We start from the raw sequence: 20141 nt of genomic DNA, 5'->3' as shown, positions 1-20141 counted from the left end.
CACGAGTCAGTACCCGAATTTCTTGACGACCATAGAGCATTGGAACCACCTGATCCCATCCCGAACTCAGAAGTGAAACGATGCATCGCCGATGGTAGTGTGGGGTTTCCCCATGTGAGAGTAGGTCATCGTCAAGATTAAATTCCGAAACCCCAATTGCGAAAGCAGTTGGGGTTTTGTTTTGCGCGCTCGAAAAGTGTTGTAAAGCTTTTTCCTTTTCCTCCACCGTCGATATAAAGCTCCGCTACGACGTCATGAGGAGCTGATTGTCTCGTGACAAAAACACCATTGAGTACCGTTGAAGAAATCGATGCAAAGCGTCTCTGCATTTTTGGTAAGGTGCAGCTCATTTTCAAAGGGACTTATCTTCATTCGCAGGACGCGGCAACGATCTTTTTCAAAGAGATGCTGTAGAAATGCCTGAAGTGATACCGATCAAGGACAACGAGAAAGAGAATCGTCTGGTCAACAAACGCCTGCTTGCCTGTGCATTGCTGGTCATTGGCATTACTTGTGCCCTAGTGGGCCGTATGTATTTTTTGCAGGTGGTGCAGTTCGACTATCACTCTACGATCTCCGAAAACAATCGCGTCCACGTCCTGCCTATCACTCCCACCCGTGGACTGATCTATGACCGCAACGGTGTAGTGCTTGCCGACAACCGCCCCAGCTATAACCTGACGATCACCCGCGAGCGCACCACAGACCTTAAGGGGGAGCTGGACACGATCATCGACTTACTGCACTTGCCTACTGAAGATCGCGCATTGTTCGACAAAGCCCTCAAGCAAGCGCGCCACCCTTTCGTTCCGGTGACCTTGTTTTACGAACTCACCGAGGAACAGATCGCGGTGCTGGCTGTGAATGAGTTCCGCCTACCCGGGGTTGATGTGGAACCACAATTCGTTCGACATTACCCCCTGGGTCCGCATTTTGCTCATTCCATTGGTTACGTAGGCCGGATCAACGAGAAGGAGTCCAAGAACCTAGATTCTGTGGAATATCGCGGTACTCAGTCGATCGGCAAGACTGGAATCGAACGCTTCTACGAGTCCGAGCTGCATGGTCATGTGGGTTACGAAGAGGTTGAGACGAATGCTCAGGGCCGGGTGCTTCGCGTACTCAAGCACACCGACCCGGTCCCTGGAAAAAATATTGTCCTGAGCCTCGACGTCAAACTTCAGGAAGCAGCAGAGCAAGCCTTGGGGGATCGCCGTGGTTCGGTGGTTGCTCTCGATCCGCAAACCGGCGAAGTACTGGCCATGGTCAGCAAGCCAAGTTTCGATCCGAACCTCTTCGTCACCGGTATCAGTTTCAAGGAATATGCCGCACTGCACGACTCTATCGACCGGCCTTTGTTCAACCGTGTCCTTCGGGGTCTGTATGCGCCAGGCTCAACCATCAAGCCCGAGGTGGCCATCGCTGGTCTCGACAGCGGTGTCGTCACTGCCCAAACCCGCGTGTTCGACCCTGGTTACTACCAGCTCCCGGACTTTGACCACAAATACCGCAATTGGAACCACAGTGGCGATGGTTGGGTGGACATGGACGCAGCTATCATGCGTTCTAACGACACTTACTTTTATGACTTGGCCCACAAGCTGGGAATCGATCGCCTGCATGATTACTTGGCCGAGTTTGGCCTGGGTCAGAAAGTGTCCATGGATATGTTCGAAGAGTCAGCCGGGCTGATGCCTTCCCAGGCATGGAAGCGCGCCACACGCCGCCAGCCTTGGTTCCCCGGTGAAACGGTGATCCTCGGCATCGGCCAGGGCTACATGCAGGTCACCCCGTTGCAACTGGCTCAGGCCACCGCTTTGATCGCCAACAAGGGCGTGTGGAACCGACCGCACTTGGCCAAGACCATCAACGGTGTGCCGCCAGTAGACGAAAACCCCATGCCAAACGTTGTCCTTAAGGACCCGCGCGACTGGGAGCAGGTCAACCACGGTATGCAACTGGTCATGCACGACCCACGCGGCATCGCGCGGGCGGCCGCACAAGGTGCGCAGTATCGGATCGCTGGCAAGAGTGGTACCGCGCAGGTCGTGGCGATCAAACAGGGTGAGCGCTACAACCGCGAGAAAACGCTGGAGCGCCATCGTGATAACGCCTTGTTTGTAGGCTTTGCCCCAGCCGAGCATCCAAAAATTGTCATTTCGGTCATGATTGAAAACGGCGAGGCCGGTGGCCGTGTGGCAGGGCCTGTGGTGCGGCAGATCATGGATGCCTGGTTACTAGACCAAGAAGGACACCTTAAACCGCAATATGCAACACCTGCTAAAGGGCCCGGAGATCCTCACGTTTGAGTCATGGTTTCCATTCGCTCCAGCACTCTACGTCCTCGTAGGCCAGCCATGGTTTAGCCTGGGCGGTCCAGATTTGCGAGGTTGGCCTGACGCCTGGGTCATCATCCAGCGTTGCCACTCGCACGATGACATGAGGCTGATGCCCACGTTCAGCCATCAAATGAGAGCCGCACCGCGAGCAGAAATGCCTGTGCTTGCCCGGTGACGATTCGAAGGACGACAGCAGCTCCTGTCCCTGCGTCCAAACAAAGTGTTCCCGCATCACCCCGGCGGTGCTGACAAAGGGGGCCGCATGCACTTTGCGACAGCTGTCGCAGTGGCAGTGGCTGATAGGCATGTCCAGGCGGAGTACTTGATAGCGCACCGCCTTGCAAAAGCAACTTCCGTTGAGTGGGTCAGTCATAAGGTAGGGTCAGTTCATGGACGGGTCATCATCATTGCTTACAACTCCAGGTTGCGCATTGTTTGATGTCACCTACGGTCAATGGAGGAGGTGACTTATGCACGTATTAGATCGCATCGAGCGAAAAATCCTGCTCAACGCTTCACGTAAAAAAGTTTGGGACGCGCTGACAGATGCCGAGCAATTCGGCCAATGGTTTGGCATTGCTCTCAAGGGCAAGGCCTTTGTCGAGGGGGAGATCGTTGAGGCGCCGATCACCTACCCTGGTTATGAGCATGTCGTCTGGAAGGCCAGGATCGAACGAATACTGCCGCAGACCCTGTTCTCATTCAGTTGGCATCCGTTCGCGGTCGACGACACTATCGACTATGACAAGGAAAGCCCGACCCTGGTGGAGTTCACTATCGAGGACCATGCGCCCGGTATTCTGCTGCGGGTGGTTGAGTCAGGTTTCAACGAAATTCCCGATGCCCGTCGCCAGAAGGCATTCAAGATGAATTCCCGAGGCTGGGACGAGCAAATGGGCAACATCGAGAACTTCCTCAAATGATGCCCGCTGTGTATTTACTATCCGAAACTGTCTGACAGGGAGAGTGCCATGTCTGGCCAACGTCATTACCTCGGATTCATGCCGCCCTACATTCTCAATCGCCTGATTGATCATGGCTCCGAATGGCAGCGTTCGCGCGCATTGAAAACCCTGACGCACGTCCGTCAGTTCTTGCCCGCGACCGCTCGCCAATCCCAGGCGCCCGTGGCCGAGGCCCATCAGCCTGGTCAACTGCAGCGCAATATTTACGATGCTCAACACTTGACCGTGCTGCCTGGCGCGCTGGTTCGGGTCGAAGGTCAGCGTGCCAGCGGCGATGTCGCCGTAGATGAGGCGTACGATGCCTTGGGCGCCACCCATGACTTTTTCTGGCAGGTCTATGGTCGAGACTCTATCGACAACCGGGGCTTTGCGCTGGCCGGCACCGTGCACTACGGAGAGGGCTATGAAAATGCGTTCTGGAATGGGGCGCAAATGGTGTTTGGCGACGGCGATGGCGAGGTGTTCCAGCGGTTTACGCGCTCGCTCGACGTGGTGGCGCACGAACTCACCCACGGAGTCATCGAAAGCGAAGCGGGCCTGGTCTATCGCAATCAATCCGGGGCACTCAACGAGTCGATTTCCGATGTGTTCGGTGTGCTTACGCGTCAGTACGTCCTCAAGCAAACTGCAGAGCAGGCCGACTGGCTGATCGGCGCCGATCTGCTGACCGACAAGGTCAAAGGTAAAGGCCTGCGCTCGATGTCCCACCCTGGCACGGCCTATGATGATCCTGTGCTCGGCAAAGACCCGCAGCCTGCGCATATGGACGATTTCATCAATACCCAAGACGACAATGGCGGTGTGCACCTCAACTCCGGTATTCCCAATCGCGCGTTCTACCTGGTCGCCATAGCACTTGGCGGTTCGGCCTGGGAGCGGGCTGGCCAAATCTGGTATGACACCCTCTGCGACAAAAACTTGGACAACGACGCTAACTTTCAGGCCTTTGCTACTCTGACCGTACAACATGCCCACCAACGTTTTGGCACTGAAGCGGCTGATGCTGTGCGTAAAGCCTGGGAGGAAGTCGGCGTCGGTCCAGCAGGAGAATCACGCAATGAAAGAACTTCCGGCCTTGGGTAACGACGCCACCGTGCGCCTGTCCCGTCAGGGCGGCCAGGTGACCACCATGACCCGGCCGCGTGAAATCGAATTTGCTCAGTGCAATGTCGATGAGCGTGAGCAAATCTGCAATGTGCTGAACCGTTGCCTGCCGCAAACGTCGACGGATGTAGGCCGGGGCGATCAGCGCTTCTATCAGATTGAAGTTCGCTATCGCTCGGACAATCGCGACGATCAACTGCGTTTTACGGTACCGGAAGACCAGGCCTCGGAAGAGCTGAAGCGTTTATGGGACAAGGGCCAGGTGTAATAACCCTTCTGCATGAGTATTACTTTTCGCCCCGAAGCTCGCGCCGCGTAGAATCACCGGCTCAAAGCGATTTCTGAGGTGCGGTACGGTGGATTTACAGCAGGGTTTTGTCCTGACCCGGCATTGGCGCGATACCCCGGCCGGCACGGAGGTCAGCTTCTGGCTGGCCACCGACCAGGGGCCACGGTACATCCGTCTACCCGTTCAGACCTCCGTGATGTTTATCCCTGAAGCCCATCGCAAGCCGTTGGATTGGCTGCTCAAGGGGGAGCGCGATGTCGAGTTGCGCCCGCTGCAGCTGTGTGACTTCCATCACCGCCCCGTCCTCGGTCTGTATACCCGCCAGCATCGCCAGTTGATGGACCTGGAAAAACGCCTGCGTGCCGCGGGCGTCGATGTGTACGAAGGCGACGTACGGCCTCCTGAGCGCTACATGATGGAGCGTTTCATCACTGCGCCCGTGTGGTTCGGTGGTACGCCGCAGGCCACGGGCGTGCTGTCGGACGCCCAGATGAAACCCGCGCCGGACTACCGCCCGCCGCTCAGGCTGGTGTCCCTGGATATCGAGACCACCGCCCAGGGCGACCTGTATTCCATCGCCCTGGAAGGCTGCGGCGAGCGCCAGGTGTATATGCTCGGGCCGCCCAATAAGACCGACGCCGTGGACTTCAAGCTCGACTATTGCGACAGCCGCGCTCAGTTGCTCGAACGTCTCAATGCGTGGCTGGCCACTCATGACCCCGACGCCATCATCGGCTGGAACGTGGTGCAGTTCGACCTGCGGGTGCTCCATGAGCACGCCCAGCGCCTCAATGTGCCCTTGCTGCTCGGGCGCGGTGAAGAGGCCATGAGCTGGCGTGAGCATGGCAGTCGCAACCATTACTTCGCGGCGGCGCCGGGACGCTTGATCATTGACGGCATCGAAGCGCTGCGCTCGGCGACCTGGAGTTTCGAATCGTTCAGTCTGGAAAACGTTGCGCAAACCTTGCTGGGCGAAGGCAAGGATATTTCTACGCCGTACCAGCGCATGGACGAAATCAACCGCATGTTCGCCGAGGACAAGCCCGCCCTGGCGCGCTACAACCTCAAGGACTGCGAGCTGGTCACGCGAATTTTCGAGAAAACCGAACTACTCAAGTTCCTGCTGGAGCGTGCCAGTGTCACCGGGCTACCGGCTGACCGCAGCGGCGGCTCCGTCGCCGCATTTACCCACCTCTACATGCCGCTGATGCACCGCGCAGGCTTCGTCGCACCGAACCTTGGCGATAAGCCGCCCCAGGCCAGCCCTGGCGGTTTCGTCATGGACTCACGTCCCGGCCTCTACGAGTCGGTGCTGGTGCTGGATTACAAAAGCCTGTACCCGTCGATCATTCGCAGTTTCCTGATCGACCCCGTGGGCCTGATCGAAGGCCTCAAACACGCTGATGACCGCGAATCGGTGGAAGGCTTTCGCGGTGCGCGGTTTTCCCGAACGCGCCATTGTCTGCCGTCGATTGTCGCGCGCGTGGCCGAAGGGCGCGAAGCGGCCAAGCGCGAACACAACGCACCGCTGTCCCAGGCCCTGAAAATCATCATGAACGCCTTCTACGGCGTGCTCGGCTCCAGCGGCTGTCGGTTCTTCGACACGCGTCTGGCCTCCTCGATCACCCTGCGCGGTCACCAGATCATGCGTCAGACCCGCCAATTGGTTGAGGCCCAGGGCTATGAAGTGATCTACGGCGACACCGACTCCACCTTCGTGTGGCTCGGCCGTGCGCATTCCCAGGAGGATGCCAGCCGCATCGGCCAGGCGCTGGTCACGCATGTCAACGATTGGTGGCGCGAGCACCTGAGCACCGAATTCGGTTTGCAGAGCGCCCTGGAATTGCAATACGAAACCCACTTCACGCGCTTTCTGATGCCTACCATTCGCGGCGCAGAGGAGGGCAGCAAGAAGCGCTACGCCGGCCTGGTCGTGCGCAGCGATGGTCAAGAAGAGATGATCTACAAGGGCCTTGAGACTGTGCGCAGTGACTGGTCGCCCCTGGCGCGACAGTTCCAGCAAGAGCTTTACCGCCTCATCTTTCACCGCCAGCCGCACCAGGCGTACATCCGCGATTACGTGCGTAGAACCTTGGGCGGCGAACTCGACGAGTTGCTGGTCTACCGTAAACGCCTGCGCCGCCGCCTGGACGATTACGAACGCAACGTCCCGCCCCATGTGCGAGCGGCGCGTTTGGCAGACGATTACAACGACCGCCTGGGTAGGCCGCGCCAGTACCAGCGTGGCGGCTGGATCAGCTATGTGATCAGCGTCAACGGGCCCGAACCGCTGGAAGTGCGCCAGGCGCCGATTGACTACGATCACTATGTCACCCGCCAATTGCAGCCGGTGGCCGACGCGATTCTGCCGTTCGTAAATGATGATTTCAGTACGTTGGTCGGCGGGCAGATGGGGCTGTTCTAAAACACTTGCGATGCACGGTCGGGCGTGTGCACGCTTGGGGCTCCGTCATAAAGGAGAGGCCATGATGTATACGCTCTACGGCACCGACGAATCCGGCTCATGCATGATCGAAATCGCCTTGCAGCGTTGTGCAGTACCGTGGCATCGGGTGGACGCCAGCTCCTGGCACGACGGCGAAGGCAGCGAGGTCCTGGCGCGTATCAACCCGCTCAAACAGATCCCGACGCTGGTGATGCCCGATGGTCAGGTACTGACGGAAAGCGCCGCCATCCTGATTCATCTCGGCCTGGCATTCCCCGACGCGCACCTGCTGAGCGGCGACCGCGCGCAGATCATCCGGGGCCTGGTTTATATCGCGGCCAATTGCTACTCGGCGATCGGCATCATCGATTACCCACAGCGTTGGTTGGGTGACGCGCCCGAGGCGGTGCAAACGCAACTGGTCTGCGGCACACGCCGTTATCTGCATCAAGCCTGGGTGGTATTCGCCGAACAGTTTGCCGAGCAGTTGTTTGCCAACAACGGTGAGCCCAATGCCTTGGGCATCATGGCGGCGGCGGTGTCGCGTTGGGACGCCGCGCGGGAGGCGTTGAGCGCCGTAGCGCCAGGCTTTGCGCGCACCTTGGCGCGTGTGGATGCCGACCCCGGCGTGGCGCCCGTGTTCGCCCGGCATTGGCCGCAGTGGACGGCGTCGTGATGATTCTGCAATCAGGCGAAACAATCCCTGCGGCCCCACTCAACCCCTTGCGTCACGGGCGTCCTGACCTACTCTTTCTCAAAGTGCCGTAGGAATCATCCTTGAATTTGACTGTCGCAGACATGAAACTCAAGAACCCTGCATGAAATTCAAAGGAGGTGCGCATGCTCATCCGGTCGCTGACCCTGGCTACCTTGATGGCGTTTACGGGGCCGCTGTTGGCGGCTGAGGATATCAACCCGCTCAAGCAGGATTTGGGCAAGGCCCGGCCGCTGGTGGTGGTGGAGCTTGATTCCGGCAACGATACGTTGGCCAAACTCAAGAAAGAGCTGGACGAGCCGGCCACCAAGCAGTCCTTTGAAGAACGCAGCATGGTGTTCTACACCGTCAAGTTCGGCAGTATCGGAGCTGAAGGTGAGAAGTTCGCCAAAGACCCGAAAGACAACAAGAAACTCACCCCGCCGGAAACCAATGCATTGATCCGCGCCCTCAAGCTCGGCGCCGGCAGCGGCACCAAAGTGATTCTGGTGGGCAAGGACGGCGAGAAGAAACTTGAGAAGACCGTGCCGCCGGACACCCTCGATCTCAAGGAATTCTTCAGCACCATCGATCAGATGCCCATGGCGGAAAAAGAAGCCGCGGCGGCTCCTGAGCCCCAACCTGCGGCGCCTGCCCCGGCTCCGGCCAAGGGCGCCAAACCTGCTAAACCCGGTAGCAAACCCGCGGTGCAACCATTGGATGATTGATGTCGGCAGGAGCGAGCGTGCTCGCTCCAACCGCTATGCCCGCTGTTTGCGCAGCGGAAACGGAAAATAGAAGAACCGCAGGAACGCCACGCGCTTGATCACCTCCCCGATCAACAACGGCGCGATCACCGCCACCCCAAACCCGATACACGCCGCGACGAATTCATGCAGCCCCAGGCGCACCAGCAGGTCGACCGTCTTGTGCTGGATCTCGCCATGGAAGATCAGCAGGATCAACGTGGATTGACCGATGTAGGTCATCATCCGCGTGAGCAGGGCCGATACCATGATCACCTTCGCCAAAGCCCAGCACAGGTACACGCCGATCAGCGCCAGCAGGCTGGTCCACAGCCAGTGGTCGTAGCGACGTTGCGCCAGGTCCATGGTGGCGTGGCTGTAGAGGAACACCGCGGCGAACAGCACCACCGACACCAGCAGCGTCAGCCATGAGCCGGCGTGGGTACGCAGCCAGTCGCGCAATAGGTAGCCATACACGAAACAGGCGCTGCTGATCAGCGTGACGTCGAGGCTGAAGGGCAAGCCGGGCAGCACCCACGTGTGCTCGCCGAGCGTCACCGGCAGTTGCCAGAACCACGGCAGCATCCAGATGCCCAGCAGCAGCGGTACGATCATCGCCGCGCAACTCACCGCCAGCGGTAAACGTTGAATCAGCCGCAGCAGCAACCAACTGAACAGAATCGCCACCCAGAAATGCGGCAAAAACCACAGCGCCTGCCAGGGGATTGTGGCCACCGTGGCATACAGCACGCCGCCGATATCCGGCAGTAACGGTTGGCCGCGCAGTACATCGCGCACGATCACATACACCAGCATGGTGAAGAAAAACGGTTTGAGCAGACCATCGGCCTTGCGCAGCGCCATCTCCACAAATGGCTGTTCCGGTTTGAAAAACACCCCGGACAGAAAGAAAAACAATGGCAACACAAACGACGCCAGGATCGGATACAGCAGATCGGGCGACTTGGCGACGAACCAACTGTGGGCATACACGATCACCAGGATGCCGATGCCTTTGGCGATGTCCATTTGGATCCAGCGATGTTTCACCTCAGTGCTCCCATTCGATCACACCCAATCTCATGCTTTACGCCACGGCTTGAGCCATAGCCCCAGGCCCACCAGCACCACGGCGCCGGCCAGTGTGCTTAGCCCCAACTGCAGCCATGCGCCCTGCACCGGGAACAGCAGCAGCGCCGCCAGGCCCAGTGCCAGCGCGCTTAGCAGCCAGTGGCGCATCCACGGCACCTCGGCGAGTAAACCCTGGCGCTGCATCAGCAGCAGCGCGGTGCAGATCACCCCGGCCAGTGCGGCCAAAGGGATGCCCGCCAGACCAAACACGAAGGGCAGGGCGCCCAGTAACAGCACATTGACCAGGCTGCCCAGCAGCTCGCAGCGCAGCGGCTGGCGTGTGTCGCCAGCGGCGTAGGCGTAGCGCGCGAGCAAGGCGTTCCAGGCGCCGAACACTAGCGGCACGGCAAACCAAGCCAGCAGCAGCGGCAGTGGCGAATCCATCGCGTGCTTGGGCAGCAGCAGCGTGACCAGGCTCGGCGCGGCGGCCACCAGGCCGACGCCGGCGGGCAGGGTCAGCACGCTGGCGGTCTCCAGGCCGCGCTTGAGCAAGGCCAGGCGCTCATCGCCTTGACGCTGGCTCATCATGCCCAGCAGCACCTGGTTGAGGCTCATCAGTGCAATCAGCGGCAGGTTCATCAGCTTGCGCGCCAGGTTCACCCAGGTCACAGCGCCTTCCCCCAGCAGCGATGCCACCAGGCGTTCAATCAAGGCCAGGCCCTGGCTGGCGCCGTTACTCAACAACAGCGGGCCGATGCGCTGGCCCAGTTCGCGTAAAGGCGCAAGCCTCAGTTGCCAGCACCATGGGCGCCAACCCTGGCGCCAGATCGATGGCAACAACGCCAGCGGCATCAACAGGCTGCCGACCAGGCACGCCAAGGCCAACGACTGCGGCTGCGTGGCGCTGCCCGCGAGAGCGAGGTAGGCCACCGGCGGCAGGTTGAATAGCAACGACCCCAGCCCCGCCAGCACAAAGCGTTCGTTGGCTTGCAACGGAATACTGAACAAGGCGTGCAGCAGCAACCCCGGCACGCACCACGCAACGATCTGCAAATTATTGCCGGCCAGGGCGGCGGCACCGGCGGCCAGCCCCGGCCCCAGTATTTGCACCAGCCACGGCGCCAACAGCATCAGCAGCAGACTGGTCAGCAATGCAATCAGCAGCAAGGCCGGAAACAACACCGCCAGCCAATCCGCTCGCTCAGCATCCTTGCGCGCCAGGAACAGCGGCAGGGCGGCGGCACTCAGCACGCCACCGGCCAGGGACATGCGCAGCGCTTCGGGCAGGAACAACGCGATCAGGAACGCATCGCTACGTTCGCCCGCGCCCCACGCCGCTACCAGCAGCCATTCGCGCGCAAACCCCAGGCATAAGCCCAAGAGGGTCGCCACGGTCAGCCATGCGGCGGAGCCGAGCATCAGGAGTGGGCGCCATCAAGCAGCGGCTTGCCGTAAGCCACACGCTTGACCTGCGGCACGCGCGCCGGAAACAGCCGCCGCGCCTCCAGTACATTGATCCCCACCATCAGCCAGAACAGCGCCACCATCACTACCGCAAAACTGAAGTAGTGATCGAACAAGCCGCTGACCAGCGCCGCCAGGATCCCGGCCGTAGTACCCAACCACAGGGCATTGTCCTTGGTCAGGCGAATCGGGCCTTTATCCGGGCGCGCTTCACGCCACCAGCGCACGGTCACCGCGACGAACAGCAGCATGCCCACCAGACCAATCTTGTAGATGTAATTGAGCCACAGGTTGGAGATCCCCAGCAGGTGCGAACCGGGCACCGGTGGGTCGGCCTTGAACCCGATACCCAGGGGATACGCCGCCACCGCCTGCGGGAACATGCGGTACTCGTCGAAGCGCACCTCCGTACTGGCATTGCTCGACGAAAAGATGGTTGCCAGGCGATCCTGCAACGGCGGATAGGCCAGCACCAGCGCTACTGTCAGCGCGGCGCCGATCATCAGCAGGCGCCCGGTGTACGGCACTCGCCGCGTGGCCATCCAGATCAAAACCAACGCCAGGCTGACCATCGCGCCACGGCTGCTGGCCAGCAGCAGCGCCGCCGCGCCGAGGCACGCCACGCCCAGGCCGAGGGCGCGTTTCCAGCCTTGCTCGGTCATGCCGAAGCAGAATGCCAGCGGCAACAGCAAGGCCATGATCCCGCCGATGGCATTCGGGTGGGTCCAGGGCGAACCCATACGCGACGACATGGCTTCCAGCCCGAACTTGAGCATGTCGAAGTTGGCGTAGTTGAACATCGCCAGGATCGGCGCAATGCCGGCACCGGAGCGGGTGCGCACGAACACGGCGATGGACAGTAGCAACATCGCCAGGGTGCCCAGCAGCAGTGCGATCACCAGGGCTTCGCGGTGTTTGCGCTGCACCAGCAGTTTGGCGGCGAGAAATACCCCCGACAGGTTCAGCAACCAGCGCAGCCAATTGGCTACGCCACTGGTGTCGGCCTGGATGGTGACCTGGCCGACGATAAACGGAAACACGCTGAACAGCATCAGCCACAGCAGCATCTGGTCGGTCGGCCGCGACGCCAGGCTCGGCGTGGCGGGCAGGCGCGCCAGCAAGCTGTGCCACAGGATCGCGCCCCAGGTCAGGGCCAGGATCGCTTCGCTGACCGTACTGCGGATGCCCAGATTGACGGTGGAGTACGGCATGAACGTCGCCAGCCCCGCAAACAGCAGCAAGCCCCATAACGGGAAGCGCAAAATGGTCACCATGCCCGCCAGGCCAATCACCGCCAGGAATGCCTTGGCCGGTGACAGCAACAAGGCCAGGGCGCCAAACAGCAGGCCGAAAAGGATCGCGACGAGGCTTGCCAGATTCACTCTCACTTCAGTTCCTCAAGCAGGTCGGCCAAGCGCTGGCGATATGCCTGGTGATTGAAGCGCTCGGCCCACAGGCGGCGTTCCTCCGCTGAGTCCTCAGCGGGCCGTTGGCTCAGGCTGAGCATCAACTGCACCAGCGCCGGGCCGTCGGAGGGGGAGAAACGCGGTGCGGTCGGCGGGGTGATTTCATCCAGCGAGGTGCCACTGGCCACCGCCACCGGCGTGCCGACGCTCAGCGCTTCGATCACCGGCAGGCCGAAGCCCTCGGCGTATGAGGGTTGCCATAGGCGTAAGGCGTGGCGGTACAGCGCATGCAGCTCGCCATCCGACACGCCGCTCAAGGCCCTAATGCCAGGCAGGCTACGCTGGGCCTCGGGCAAATGATCGAGGCTGCCCACCAGCACCAGTTCCGGCACTGCGGGTGATTGGCGTCGCGCCTGCTGCCATGCGTCCACCAAAAATGGCACGTTTTTGCGCAGCTCGCGGGTGCCCACCAGCAACCAATAGCGCGCGGGCAACTGGCGCGCCGTGAGGTCGGCGGCCAGCGCGGAAAACCCGTCGACCTGATTGGGCAGCACGCGGATCTTGCCCGTAGCCTTGGGAAACAGCCGCGCGGTTTCGTCGGCGCTGTACTGCGAGGGGGTCCACACCCGATCGGCGCTATGCACCGCATAGGTGATCGACAGGCGATCGCTGGTCTTGTAGATCAGCGCCTTGAGGCGGTTGGCGTGGTAGTTCTGCAGGGTGATCTGGAACAGGTCATGCAGCAGCACCACGGTACGCAAACCCGGTGGTTTGGGCGGCAGCGGCAGGCCCATATTGAACGTGCTGATATACAGGTCGATGTGCTGCTCGCGTAGCGCCCTCGGCAGAAAACCGGCTTCGAAGCGCAGGCGATTGTGTGGCTGGTGCATGGCGGTTTTTGCGCAGCCCCAGGCCGGGCAGTGGGCCTGCAAGCGCGCTTCGTCGCCCAGGGGCGCCACGGTGAACCGTTCGAGTTCGAGGCCCGGCAGGCTGTACAGTGCGCTTTCCAGCGCATACACCTGGCGGCTGATGCCCGATTGCGGCGATGTGCCAACGGTGCGGTAATCCAGGCCTATACGCATGCGGGTGCCTCGTGCGGGTGCGGCAACAGCGTGGCATAGACACGCTCCAGCTGGCTGGCGGCAACGCTCCAATCATGGGCGCGGCGCACATAGGCGCGGCCGGCGTCGCCCATCGCGGTGGCGGCCTCCGGGTGCTGCAGCAGGCGCACCACGGCATCCGCCAGGCCGGTCGCGCTTTGCCCGCCGAGGTAGTCCAGACCTTCCACCAAATCCAGCCCCGACACACCTTGCTCGGTGCTCGCCAAGGGCAGGCCGGCGGCCAGGGCTTCGAGTACCTTGAGCTTAGAACCGCCACCGTGGCGCAGCGGCGCGAGGAACACCGAACAGCTTGATTGCAGGTGCAGCAGGTCCGGCACAAAGCCTTGCCATTCGATGCGCGAGTCCGGCCAGCGCGCGCGCCAACTGCCAGGCATGCCGAAGCCGCACACGCTCATGCGCGCCTCGGGGCAACGCTCCCAGACCTTGGGCAGAATCTCGTCCAGCGCCCACTCGATGGCATCCACATTCGGCGCGTATTCGTAGTTGCCCAGGAACAACACGCGCTGGGTCGAAGGGTCGGGATGGGCGCCAGCAAAGTGGCCGCAGTCCACACCATTGACCACTACCGCCACCGGTTTGCCGGCGATGCCTTCCAGCACCTGGGCATCGCTTGGGGTGACGGCCACCACTTGGGCGGCCTGGCGCATCACCCGCTGCTCCCAACGCTGATAGCGCCATTGGTCGTAGCGGATGAAGGGCAGCGACCAGCGCGGCAGACGGTCGTAGGTCGCGGCGCCGAGGGCCGATTCCACATTGTGTTCGGTCAGCACAAAAGGCTGGGACAGTCGAGCCAACGTCTGCTCGTAGGGCTCAAAGGTATAGGAATGCTCGATCTGCACCACGTCCCACGGCTCTTTCAGCAATTGCTCGAAGCGCTTTTGCAGCGGCCCCGACAAGCCGTTGACGCTGGCCAGCAACGGGTAGGGCGCGAACAATCCGGCCACCAAGGTCTTGAGGCTGCGCAACGGGCGGCGCGGCAGAATGATCACTTGTTCGAGAAACGTCTCCAGCATTTGGCGGTCGGCGGGCGCCACCGGGTGTTTGTCGTGCAGCAGCAAGGTGATCCGATGCCCGCGCGCGGCCAGGCTGCGCAGCAGGTGGAACTGGCGCGTCTTGCCGCCGCTGGTGGCGGGCCAGGGCGAGTAGGGCAGGATCCATAAAATGCGCATGGCCGTTTCTAGTCCCATAACAGAATTTGCAGGTTCGGTTTGACCGCTACGGTCAGCCCTTGTGTGCCGCTGACCGGGGTTTGCGTGCCGCGCAATGGGTCATACAGGGTGGCGCGGGCCAAACCGGGCAAGTGCGCGTTACCGCCCTTGGCCGACCAGAAGAACCATAGCTTGCGCCCGTCCGCGCGGGTCCAGCTGATGCTGAACAGGCCGTCGGGCAGGCGGTCGGCGTTGGGCGGGTCGGCGGGAGTGAGCGTGGGCCCGCTGACGTCGAGGAAGTTTTTCAGCGCGGTGTAGACCGGCTTGGGGTTGGCGTCGATGTCCAGCAAGCCGTAGGACTGATCGCGCACGCTGGCGCGTTGGTCGAGGTCGCTGAGGGTGAACAGGAAAATCCTGTCGTAGTCCAGCGCGCTCATCAGGGCCAGGCGCCGCACCACGTAATCGGCCTGAGTTTGCGCAGAGATAAGGTCCTGCGCGTCCTTGGGCCCTTTGTACGTCGACCAGCCCCACTCGGTACTCCACAAGGTCTGGACACCGCTGTTGCGCAGGGCCTGGTTGAGCTGGGTGGTCTTGGCGACAAAGTCCAGGTTGGCCGGGTCGTTGCCTTCGGGCAACTGGGTGTACGGGTGGTACGAAATGACCGTGTTCAGACTGGCCACGCCCAGCGCGCCGAGGGCGTCGAGCATGGACTGGCCGTTGGGCATCTCGCCGAAGAACGCCATGCCGGCGGCCACCACCGGTTTGCTCGGGTTGACCGTGCGCAGCGCCGTGGCGGTGATCGTCAGCAGCCTGGCATACCCGGCCGGGTCGGCCACCGGGCGCCAGAAGCCCAGCAGGTTCGGCTCGTTCCACACTTGCCAGGCGTTAACGCTGGGGTAGCGCTGGGACAGCAACAGCATGCGGTTGGCGAATACGTTCGGGTCTTTGGGCGGGTACTGGTCCTGATAGGGCGCGCCGACCGGTGCGGTGGTTGCGAAGGGCGCGGACCCGACCAGATAGAACACCGACTTGAGTTGGTTGTCTTGCAGCTTCTGCACCAGTTGATCCAGGGTCGCCACCCGGTATTGACCCTCCACGGGCTCCAGTTGGTCCCAGTGCAAGTCCAGGCGCACCCACTCCAGCCCAAGCGCCTTGAGACGGTCGATCTGTTTCTGATAACGCTCGGGGCTGAACCATAGGAACTGCGCGTTCACCCCGAGAAAATCCTTCCACACCACCGGCTTGCCGGCCTTGAGCACATGGCTTTCGGCATCCGCCGGACGGCCCCAGAAAAACGCCGTCAGGCTCAAGGCTGCAACGACGGCCAGGCTGGCGAGGTAGGTGCGTTTACGCGCCATGGCGGGCTCCTGCGATGGCTTGACCGAACAGTTCGACGAACTTTTCCGCAGTCAGAGGCCACAAACGCTGGCGTCCGATTTCTCCGGCGCGTGCGGCCCAGTCCCGGGCCAGCAGCGGTTGACGCGCCAGCCTCAGAAGCTGCTCGCTCAGCGCGGCCACATCGCCTTCGGGATAGATCGCCCCGTTGCCGCTGGCCACTTCCTCGGCAAAGGCGCGGGCATCGGAAGTGATCGCGCCGCGCCCGCAAGCGGCGGCCCAGGACAGCGCACCACTGGTGCCACGCTGGCGCCCCAACAGGCCGAGTTTTTTCGATTCGCGGTAAGGCAACACCATTACATGGTGATCTTGGATGGTCTGAGCGATCTGCTCAGCCGGCAGGTTCAGTTGCCAGTCGACGGCATCGGCCAGGCCCAATGCGACGATCTGAGCGTTGAGCTGTTCCAGGTAGTTGCCGCCCGCGCCGAAAGCCATCTCCGGCGCGGTGCCGCCGGCCAGGCTCAGGCGCAGCCGTTCGCGCAACTGCGGGTCTTGTTTGAATACGTGCGCCAGCGCCTGAACCAGGTCTTCGATGCCCTTGCCGCGGTAGATAAACCCAAAGTACAGCAGGCGCAGAGGCTCCAGCGGCGGCAGCGCAACCGCGTCGATGGCCAGGTTGGCATGGTTGATCACCGCCACTTTGCCGGCGGGCAATTGCATGCGCTGGCTCAGGCACCCCGCGCCCAGACGAGTAAGGGTAATCAGACGCGTAAGGCTTTGGGCCACCTGACGTTCTTCGCGCAGGGTCAAGGGATCGGCCAACACCACGGCCGCCTGAGGCATCGGGCTGGGCAGGCGCTCCAACAGATTCAACGGAAATGGCAGATGCTCGCGTCGCCAAACCATTCGTTCCGGGTCGTGTACGGTGGCGGTCAGGGGCAATCGCGGGTAGGCCTTGCGCAGTTCACGCAAGGCCAGGAATTCCCCCAGGCGTCCGCCGCCCAGCTCGGCGTGCACCAAGTCCACGGTGTGCCAATCAAAGGCGCTGATGGCCGACCTGATTGCATCGCTGTTGCCCGCCACGCCCGCCAGCGGGGTCAGCACCGTCACGCCACGCGCTTGGAGTGCCGTGCGGAAATGGTTCGCGTAGTCGGCGATGCCATTTTTCTCCGGCGGCAGCGGCGCGAGCAGAGCGATACGCATCAGAACGCTCCCCGGTATTTGGCGATGGTCTTGAGTACTTTGGACGGCACTTCGAACTTGCGCCGGTTGATGATGATGCCGTCGACTTTGCCGAACGCAGTGTTGAGGATCGATAACGCGTGCTCGACCACCGGCACCGTGCTCTTCTGGGCTTCCACCACCAGTGCGATCAGGTCGGCGCGGCGCAGTGCGATGAACGCATCGCGGTTGTCCAGCAGGGCCGAGGCGTCCAGCAGCACCACTTCGCCCGGCGCCGCCGGCTCAGCGCCGCCGACCCGTACGTTGATACCGTTTTCATCGAGTAGCTGGCGCAATTGTTCGACCACAAAGGTCACCCCTTCGCCATGTCGCGCCGAGGTCAGGCCCAACGTCAGACCCTGTTCGGCGATGCGGTCCGGGCGCAACAGGCTGTAGAGCCGGTAGATGCTCGCATTGAACGCGTTGGTGCCTTGCGCGGTGCTGGTGTCCAGTTCCGGCAGGGTGGTCCACAACGGCAGGCCGAACTTGCGTTCCACCAATCCACCGTCGTGGATGCGCTGATCCAGCAGGTAGCACAGGTACACCACCAACAGGCCGACGACGATGGCGAACGGAACCGCCAGCACCAGCATCACCAGGGTTTTGGGGAAGATCCGCCCAGGGTTGAGGGTGGCTTCTTCGATCACCGCGATATTGCTGATCTGGCTGTTGTCCAGCTCGCGGTCGATGCGCGATTTCTCCAGGTTGTCGACGTACAGCGCGTAGTTACGCTCGGTGGCGCTCAGCTCGCGGGCCAGGCGGGTCAGTTCCGGTTCAATCTCCAGGGCTTGCTTGCGTTGGCCTTCAAGGTTGGCCAGTTGCTTCTGTTGCTGGGTGAGTTGGGTGCGCAGGGCGCGATTGTTGCTCGACTCGTCCAGCAGCACCCGCTGCAAGTGGATTTCCAGGGTGTTGGGCGCGCGGTTCTCGGAGCTTTGCACCGTGTTGCTCTCGCTGGCGACCTGGGCCTGCATGGCCTTGATCGACGCGTCCAGGGCTTTGACCGGCGGCGCGTTGTCAGTGTAGGTGCGCATCATGTCGGCCTTTTCCAGCAGCTTCTGGTTGAGCAGGCGGCGCAGGTCCTGCTGCTGCGGGTTGAGTGCGATCTGGCGCACCGTGGTGACTTCCTTGGGCTGGCTCTTGAGCTGGTTGCGGGTGCTCTCGATGGCGCTGTCGGACGAGGCGATCAGACGTGTGGTGTTGAACACCTCGCCACGCAGCACATTGATGCGCTCGGACAAATCCTCCAGGCGATCGGTGATGCTCGCCGCGCCGATTTGATTCAGGTGCGTGAGGATCTGCTGCTTGTAGCTCTTGATCTCGGTGGCGCTGTTGGACACCTGCCCCTCGTAGAAGGCATAGAGGCTTTTGCGCCCCAGGGCCTGGGTGCGTTCGCTGATATAGGTTTCGACCCAGTGCTTGACCACCTCTTGGGCAATCTGCGGATCGCCCCAGGTGAAGGTGATGTCCATCACCGTGGAGCCGGCGGCATGGCTGACGTCAAAGTTCTTTTCCAGGCTGGCGGCGAGGCGTTCCACCGGGGTGGTTTTTTCCACGATGCCGACGGTTTCCAGCACCACGCGCAGGCCGTCGAACACCGCGCCGATGGCGCTCTTGACGTAGTACTTGATGCGCTTCCAGGCGCCTTCCGGCGGCGGTGCGTTATTGATTACCTCCAGGTAGTGCTCGGCCACCGCGCGCACGATCGGCCGCCCGGTCAGCAGGCGCTCCTCGTCGACGATCGGGTCGCGCTGGGTGCTGGGCATGACCAGCGCCTGGCGGTTGCTGATCTCGATCGGCAGCGTCGAGTCGCGCCCCGGCTTGACCAGCAGGCGCGCGGTGGATTCGTACTTGGCCGGCAGCAGGAATGCCCCCAGCAAAATGATCAGCAGCGCGGCAAGGGCCGCCAGTTTGAACTCGTGGCGGAAGATGAAGAACAGGCGCAGAAGATCGCGGAAAGAACGGATCTCGATCATGGGATGTCGCTCCTTTTAATTGCTGCCGCCGCTGGTGCGCGTGTAGTTGTAGCCGACGCCAATGGACTTGGTGAACGGAATCAATTGGTTCAGGTAGGTATCCACCCCCTGGATGCGCTCACCCACATTGGACTTGGGCACAAACACCACATCGCCACGTTGCAGCCGCACCGGTTTGCGCCCGTCGGGACCGGTTTTGAGCAACTGGCTGAAGTCCAGAAAGTACGCGCGGTAGGCACCCTGGGCGTCTTCGCGCAGCAACGCGACCATGCTGGCGTCGCCCGCCGGGTTGATCCCACCGGCACCGACGATGGCTTGCTCCAGGGTATTGGCCGTGGCGATCTGCACCGCCGTCGGGTTGTTTACCGCGCCGCCGACAATCACCGAGTTGGCCGGCGCCTGGTTGATGTTCACCGTCACGCGCGGCTCGCGGTAGGTGGGCGCGAGTTTGCGGGTCAGCTCGGTGGCCAGTTCCGAGGGCTGGCGTCCGGCGACCTGGATCGGGCCCAGAAACGGATAGTTGATCTTGCCGTCGGTTTGCACGGTGTACAGGGTCAGCTCGTAGATGGTGCTGACGTTGAACGCCGACAGGGTGGGCATCTCGCCGGCGTCGCGCACGATGCGCAGCTGGTCGCCGATGCGGATGCGTTCCACCGCCGGCGGCAACTGCGCCAGTTGGTCGAGGGCGCGCTTGCCGTCCTCGACGGTTCTGTCATCCGGTGGCTCGATACGGGCCGGTGTATTGCAGGCGGCCAGGGCCAGCATGGCCACGGCGAGCAGGGTGCGTTTCATCAAGGGGGACTTCCTGTGGGTCATGAT

17 protein-coding genes and 1 rRNA gene are annotated in these 20141 nt (G+C 61.8%); 8 read left to right on the top strand and 10 right to left on the bottom strand.

The genetic code is table 11. The features are described 5' to 3' along the window. Positions 1 to 21 precede the first annotated feature (21 nt). Positions 22 to 137, top strand: a 5S ribosomal RNA gene (gene rrf / locus K1567_RS06415). 279 nt (positions 138 to 416) lie between these two features. Next, complete coding sequence (mrdA, locus tag K1567_RS06410; RefSeq protein ID WP_169868877.1) at positions 417 to 2309, top strand: penicillin-binding protein 2; 1893 nt, start codon at positions 417 to 419, stop codon at positions 2307 to 2309. A 1-nt stretch (position 2310) separates the two neighbouring features. Here mrdA and K1567_RS06405 read toward each other — a convergent pair whose 3' ends face one another. Beyond that, positions 2311 to 2712 carry a GFA family protein gene (locus K1567_RS06405; protein ID WP_080758705.1) on the bottom strand — a complete coding sequence of 134 codons (402 nt, stop codon included), beginning with the start codon at positions 2710 to 2712 and terminating at the stop codon, positions 2311 to 2313. A gap of 97 nt (positions 2713 to 2809) precedes the next feature. Between K1567_RS06405 and K1567_RS06400 the strand changes: the two genes are divergently transcribed. The 6 genes from K1567_RS06400 (at position 2810) to K1567_RS06375 (ending at position 8565) form a co-directional block, all read left to right on the top strand. Then, complete coding sequence (locus tag K1567_RS06400; protein ID WP_034096800.1) at positions 2810 to 3262, top strand: SRPBCC family protein; 453 nt, start codon at positions 2810 to 2812, stop codon at positions 3260 to 3262. Between the two features lie 48 nt (positions 3263 to 3310). Further along, positions 3311 to 4387 carry a M4 family metallopeptidase gene (locus tag K1567_RS06395; protein WP_034096801.1) on the top strand — a complete coding sequence of 359 codons (1077 nt, stop codon included), beginning with the start codon at positions 3311 to 3313 and terminating at the stop codon, positions 4385 to 4387. Beyond that, complete coding sequence (locus K1567_RS06390) at positions 4362 to 4676, top strand: protealysin inhibitor emfourin (protein WP_034096802.1); 315 nt, start codon at positions 4362 to 4364, stop codon at positions 4674 to 4676. The genes K1567_RS06395 and K1567_RS06390 overlap by 26 nt, the downstream gene beginning before the upstream one ends. Positions 4677 to 4764: 88 nt before the next feature. Continuing rightward, positions 4765 to 7122: a DNA polymerase II gene (locus K1567_RS06385; RefSeq protein WP_169868878.1), complete on the top strand. Its 2358-nt coding sequence runs from the start codon at positions 4765 to 4767 to the stop codon at positions 7120 to 7122. A gap of 64 nt (positions 7123 to 7186) precedes the next feature. Continuing rightward, positions 7187 to 7819, top strand: a complete 633-nt coding sequence (locus tag K1567_RS06380) for a glutathione S-transferase family protein (RefSeq protein ID WP_034112901.1) — start codon at positions 7187 to 7189, stop codon at positions 7817 to 7819. A gap of 164 nt (positions 7820 to 7983) precedes the next feature. Further along, the gene (locus tag K1567_RS06375) at positions 7984 to 8565 is read left to right on the top strand and encodes a DUF4174 domain-containing protein (protein WP_034096804.1); all 582 of its coding nucleotides are present in this window, start codon (positions 7984 to 7986) and stop codon (positions 8563 to 8565) included. Positions 8566 to 8598: 33 nt separating this feature from the next. Here the strand turns inward: K1567_RS06375 and K1567_RS06370 are convergent, their stop codons facing one another. Genes K1567_RS06370 through K1567_RS06330 form a run of 9 tightly spaced genes read right to left on the bottom strand, consistent with a single transcriptional unit; the run spans position 8599 to position 20114 of the window. Then, on the bottom strand, positions 8599 to 9633 hold the full coding sequence (locus K1567_RS06370; protein ID WP_034096805.1) for an acyltransferase family protein: 1035 nt from the start codon (positions 9631 to 9633) through the stop codon (positions 8599 to 8601). 30 nt (positions 9634 to 9663) lie between these two features. Further along, complete coding sequence (locus K1567_RS06365; protein ID WP_220698271.1) at positions 9664 to 11073, bottom strand: lipid II flippase MurJ; 1410 nt, start codon at positions 11071 to 11073, stop codon at positions 9664 to 9666. After that, the gene (locus K1567_RS06360; RefSeq protein WP_034096807.1) at positions 11073 to 12500 is read right to left on the bottom strand and encodes an O-antigen ligase; all 1428 of its coding nucleotides are present in this window, start codon (positions 12498 to 12500) and stop codon (positions 11073 to 11075) included. Before K1567_RS06360 ends, K1567_RS06365 begins: the two co-directional genes overlap by 1 nt. 2 nt (positions 12501 to 12502) lie before the next feature. Continuing rightward, positions 12503 to 13606, bottom strand: a complete 1104-nt coding sequence (locus tag K1567_RS06355; protein WP_034112819.1) for a glycosyltransferase family 1 protein — start codon at positions 13604 to 13606, stop codon at positions 12503 to 12505. Then, complete coding sequence (locus K1567_RS06350) at positions 13597 to 14814, bottom strand: glycosyltransferase family 4 protein (protein ID WP_167417986.1); 1218 nt, start codon at positions 14812 to 14814, stop codon at positions 13597 to 13599. The genes K1567_RS06355 and K1567_RS06350 overlap by 10 nt, the downstream gene beginning before the upstream one ends. An 8-nt stretch (positions 14815 to 14822) precedes the next feature. Then, complete coding sequence (locus tag K1567_RS06345; protein ID WP_220698270.1) at positions 14823 to 16151, bottom strand: GH39 family glycosyl hydrolase; 1329 nt, start codon at positions 16149 to 16151, stop codon at positions 14823 to 14825. After that, entirely contained in the window at positions 16141 to 17331 is a 1191-nt protein-coding gene (locus K1567_RS06340; protein WP_220698269.1) for a glycosyltransferase, read from the bottom strand. Before K1567_RS06340 ends, K1567_RS06345 begins: the two co-directional genes overlap by 11 nt. Next, complete coding sequence (locus K1567_RS06335) at positions 17331 to 19322, bottom strand: exopolysaccharide transport family protein (protein WP_034096812.1); 1992 nt, start codon at positions 19320 to 19322, stop codon at positions 17331 to 17333. The genes K1567_RS06340 and K1567_RS06335 overlap by 1 nt, the downstream gene beginning before the upstream one ends. A gap of 15 nt (positions 19323 to 19337) precedes the next feature. Continuing rightward, positions 19338 to 20114 carry a polysaccharide biosynthesis/export family protein gene (locus K1567_RS06330; protein WP_034112829.1) on the bottom strand — a complete coding sequence of 259 codons (777 nt, stop codon included), beginning with the start codon at positions 20112 to 20114 and terminating at the stop codon, positions 19338 to 19340. Between the last annotated feature and the right edge of the window lie 27 nt (positions 20115 to 20141).

It is taken from the genome of Pseudomonas sp. S5F11, from assembly GCF_019641515.1.
Lineage (GTDB): Bacteria > Pseudomonadota > Gammaproteobacteria > Pseudomonadales > Pseudomonadaceae > Aquipseudomonas > Aquipseudomonas rhodesiae.
The sequence above is the reverse complement of the archived record's forward strand: the minus strand, read 5'-3'. Positions and strand labels throughout refer to the sequence as shown.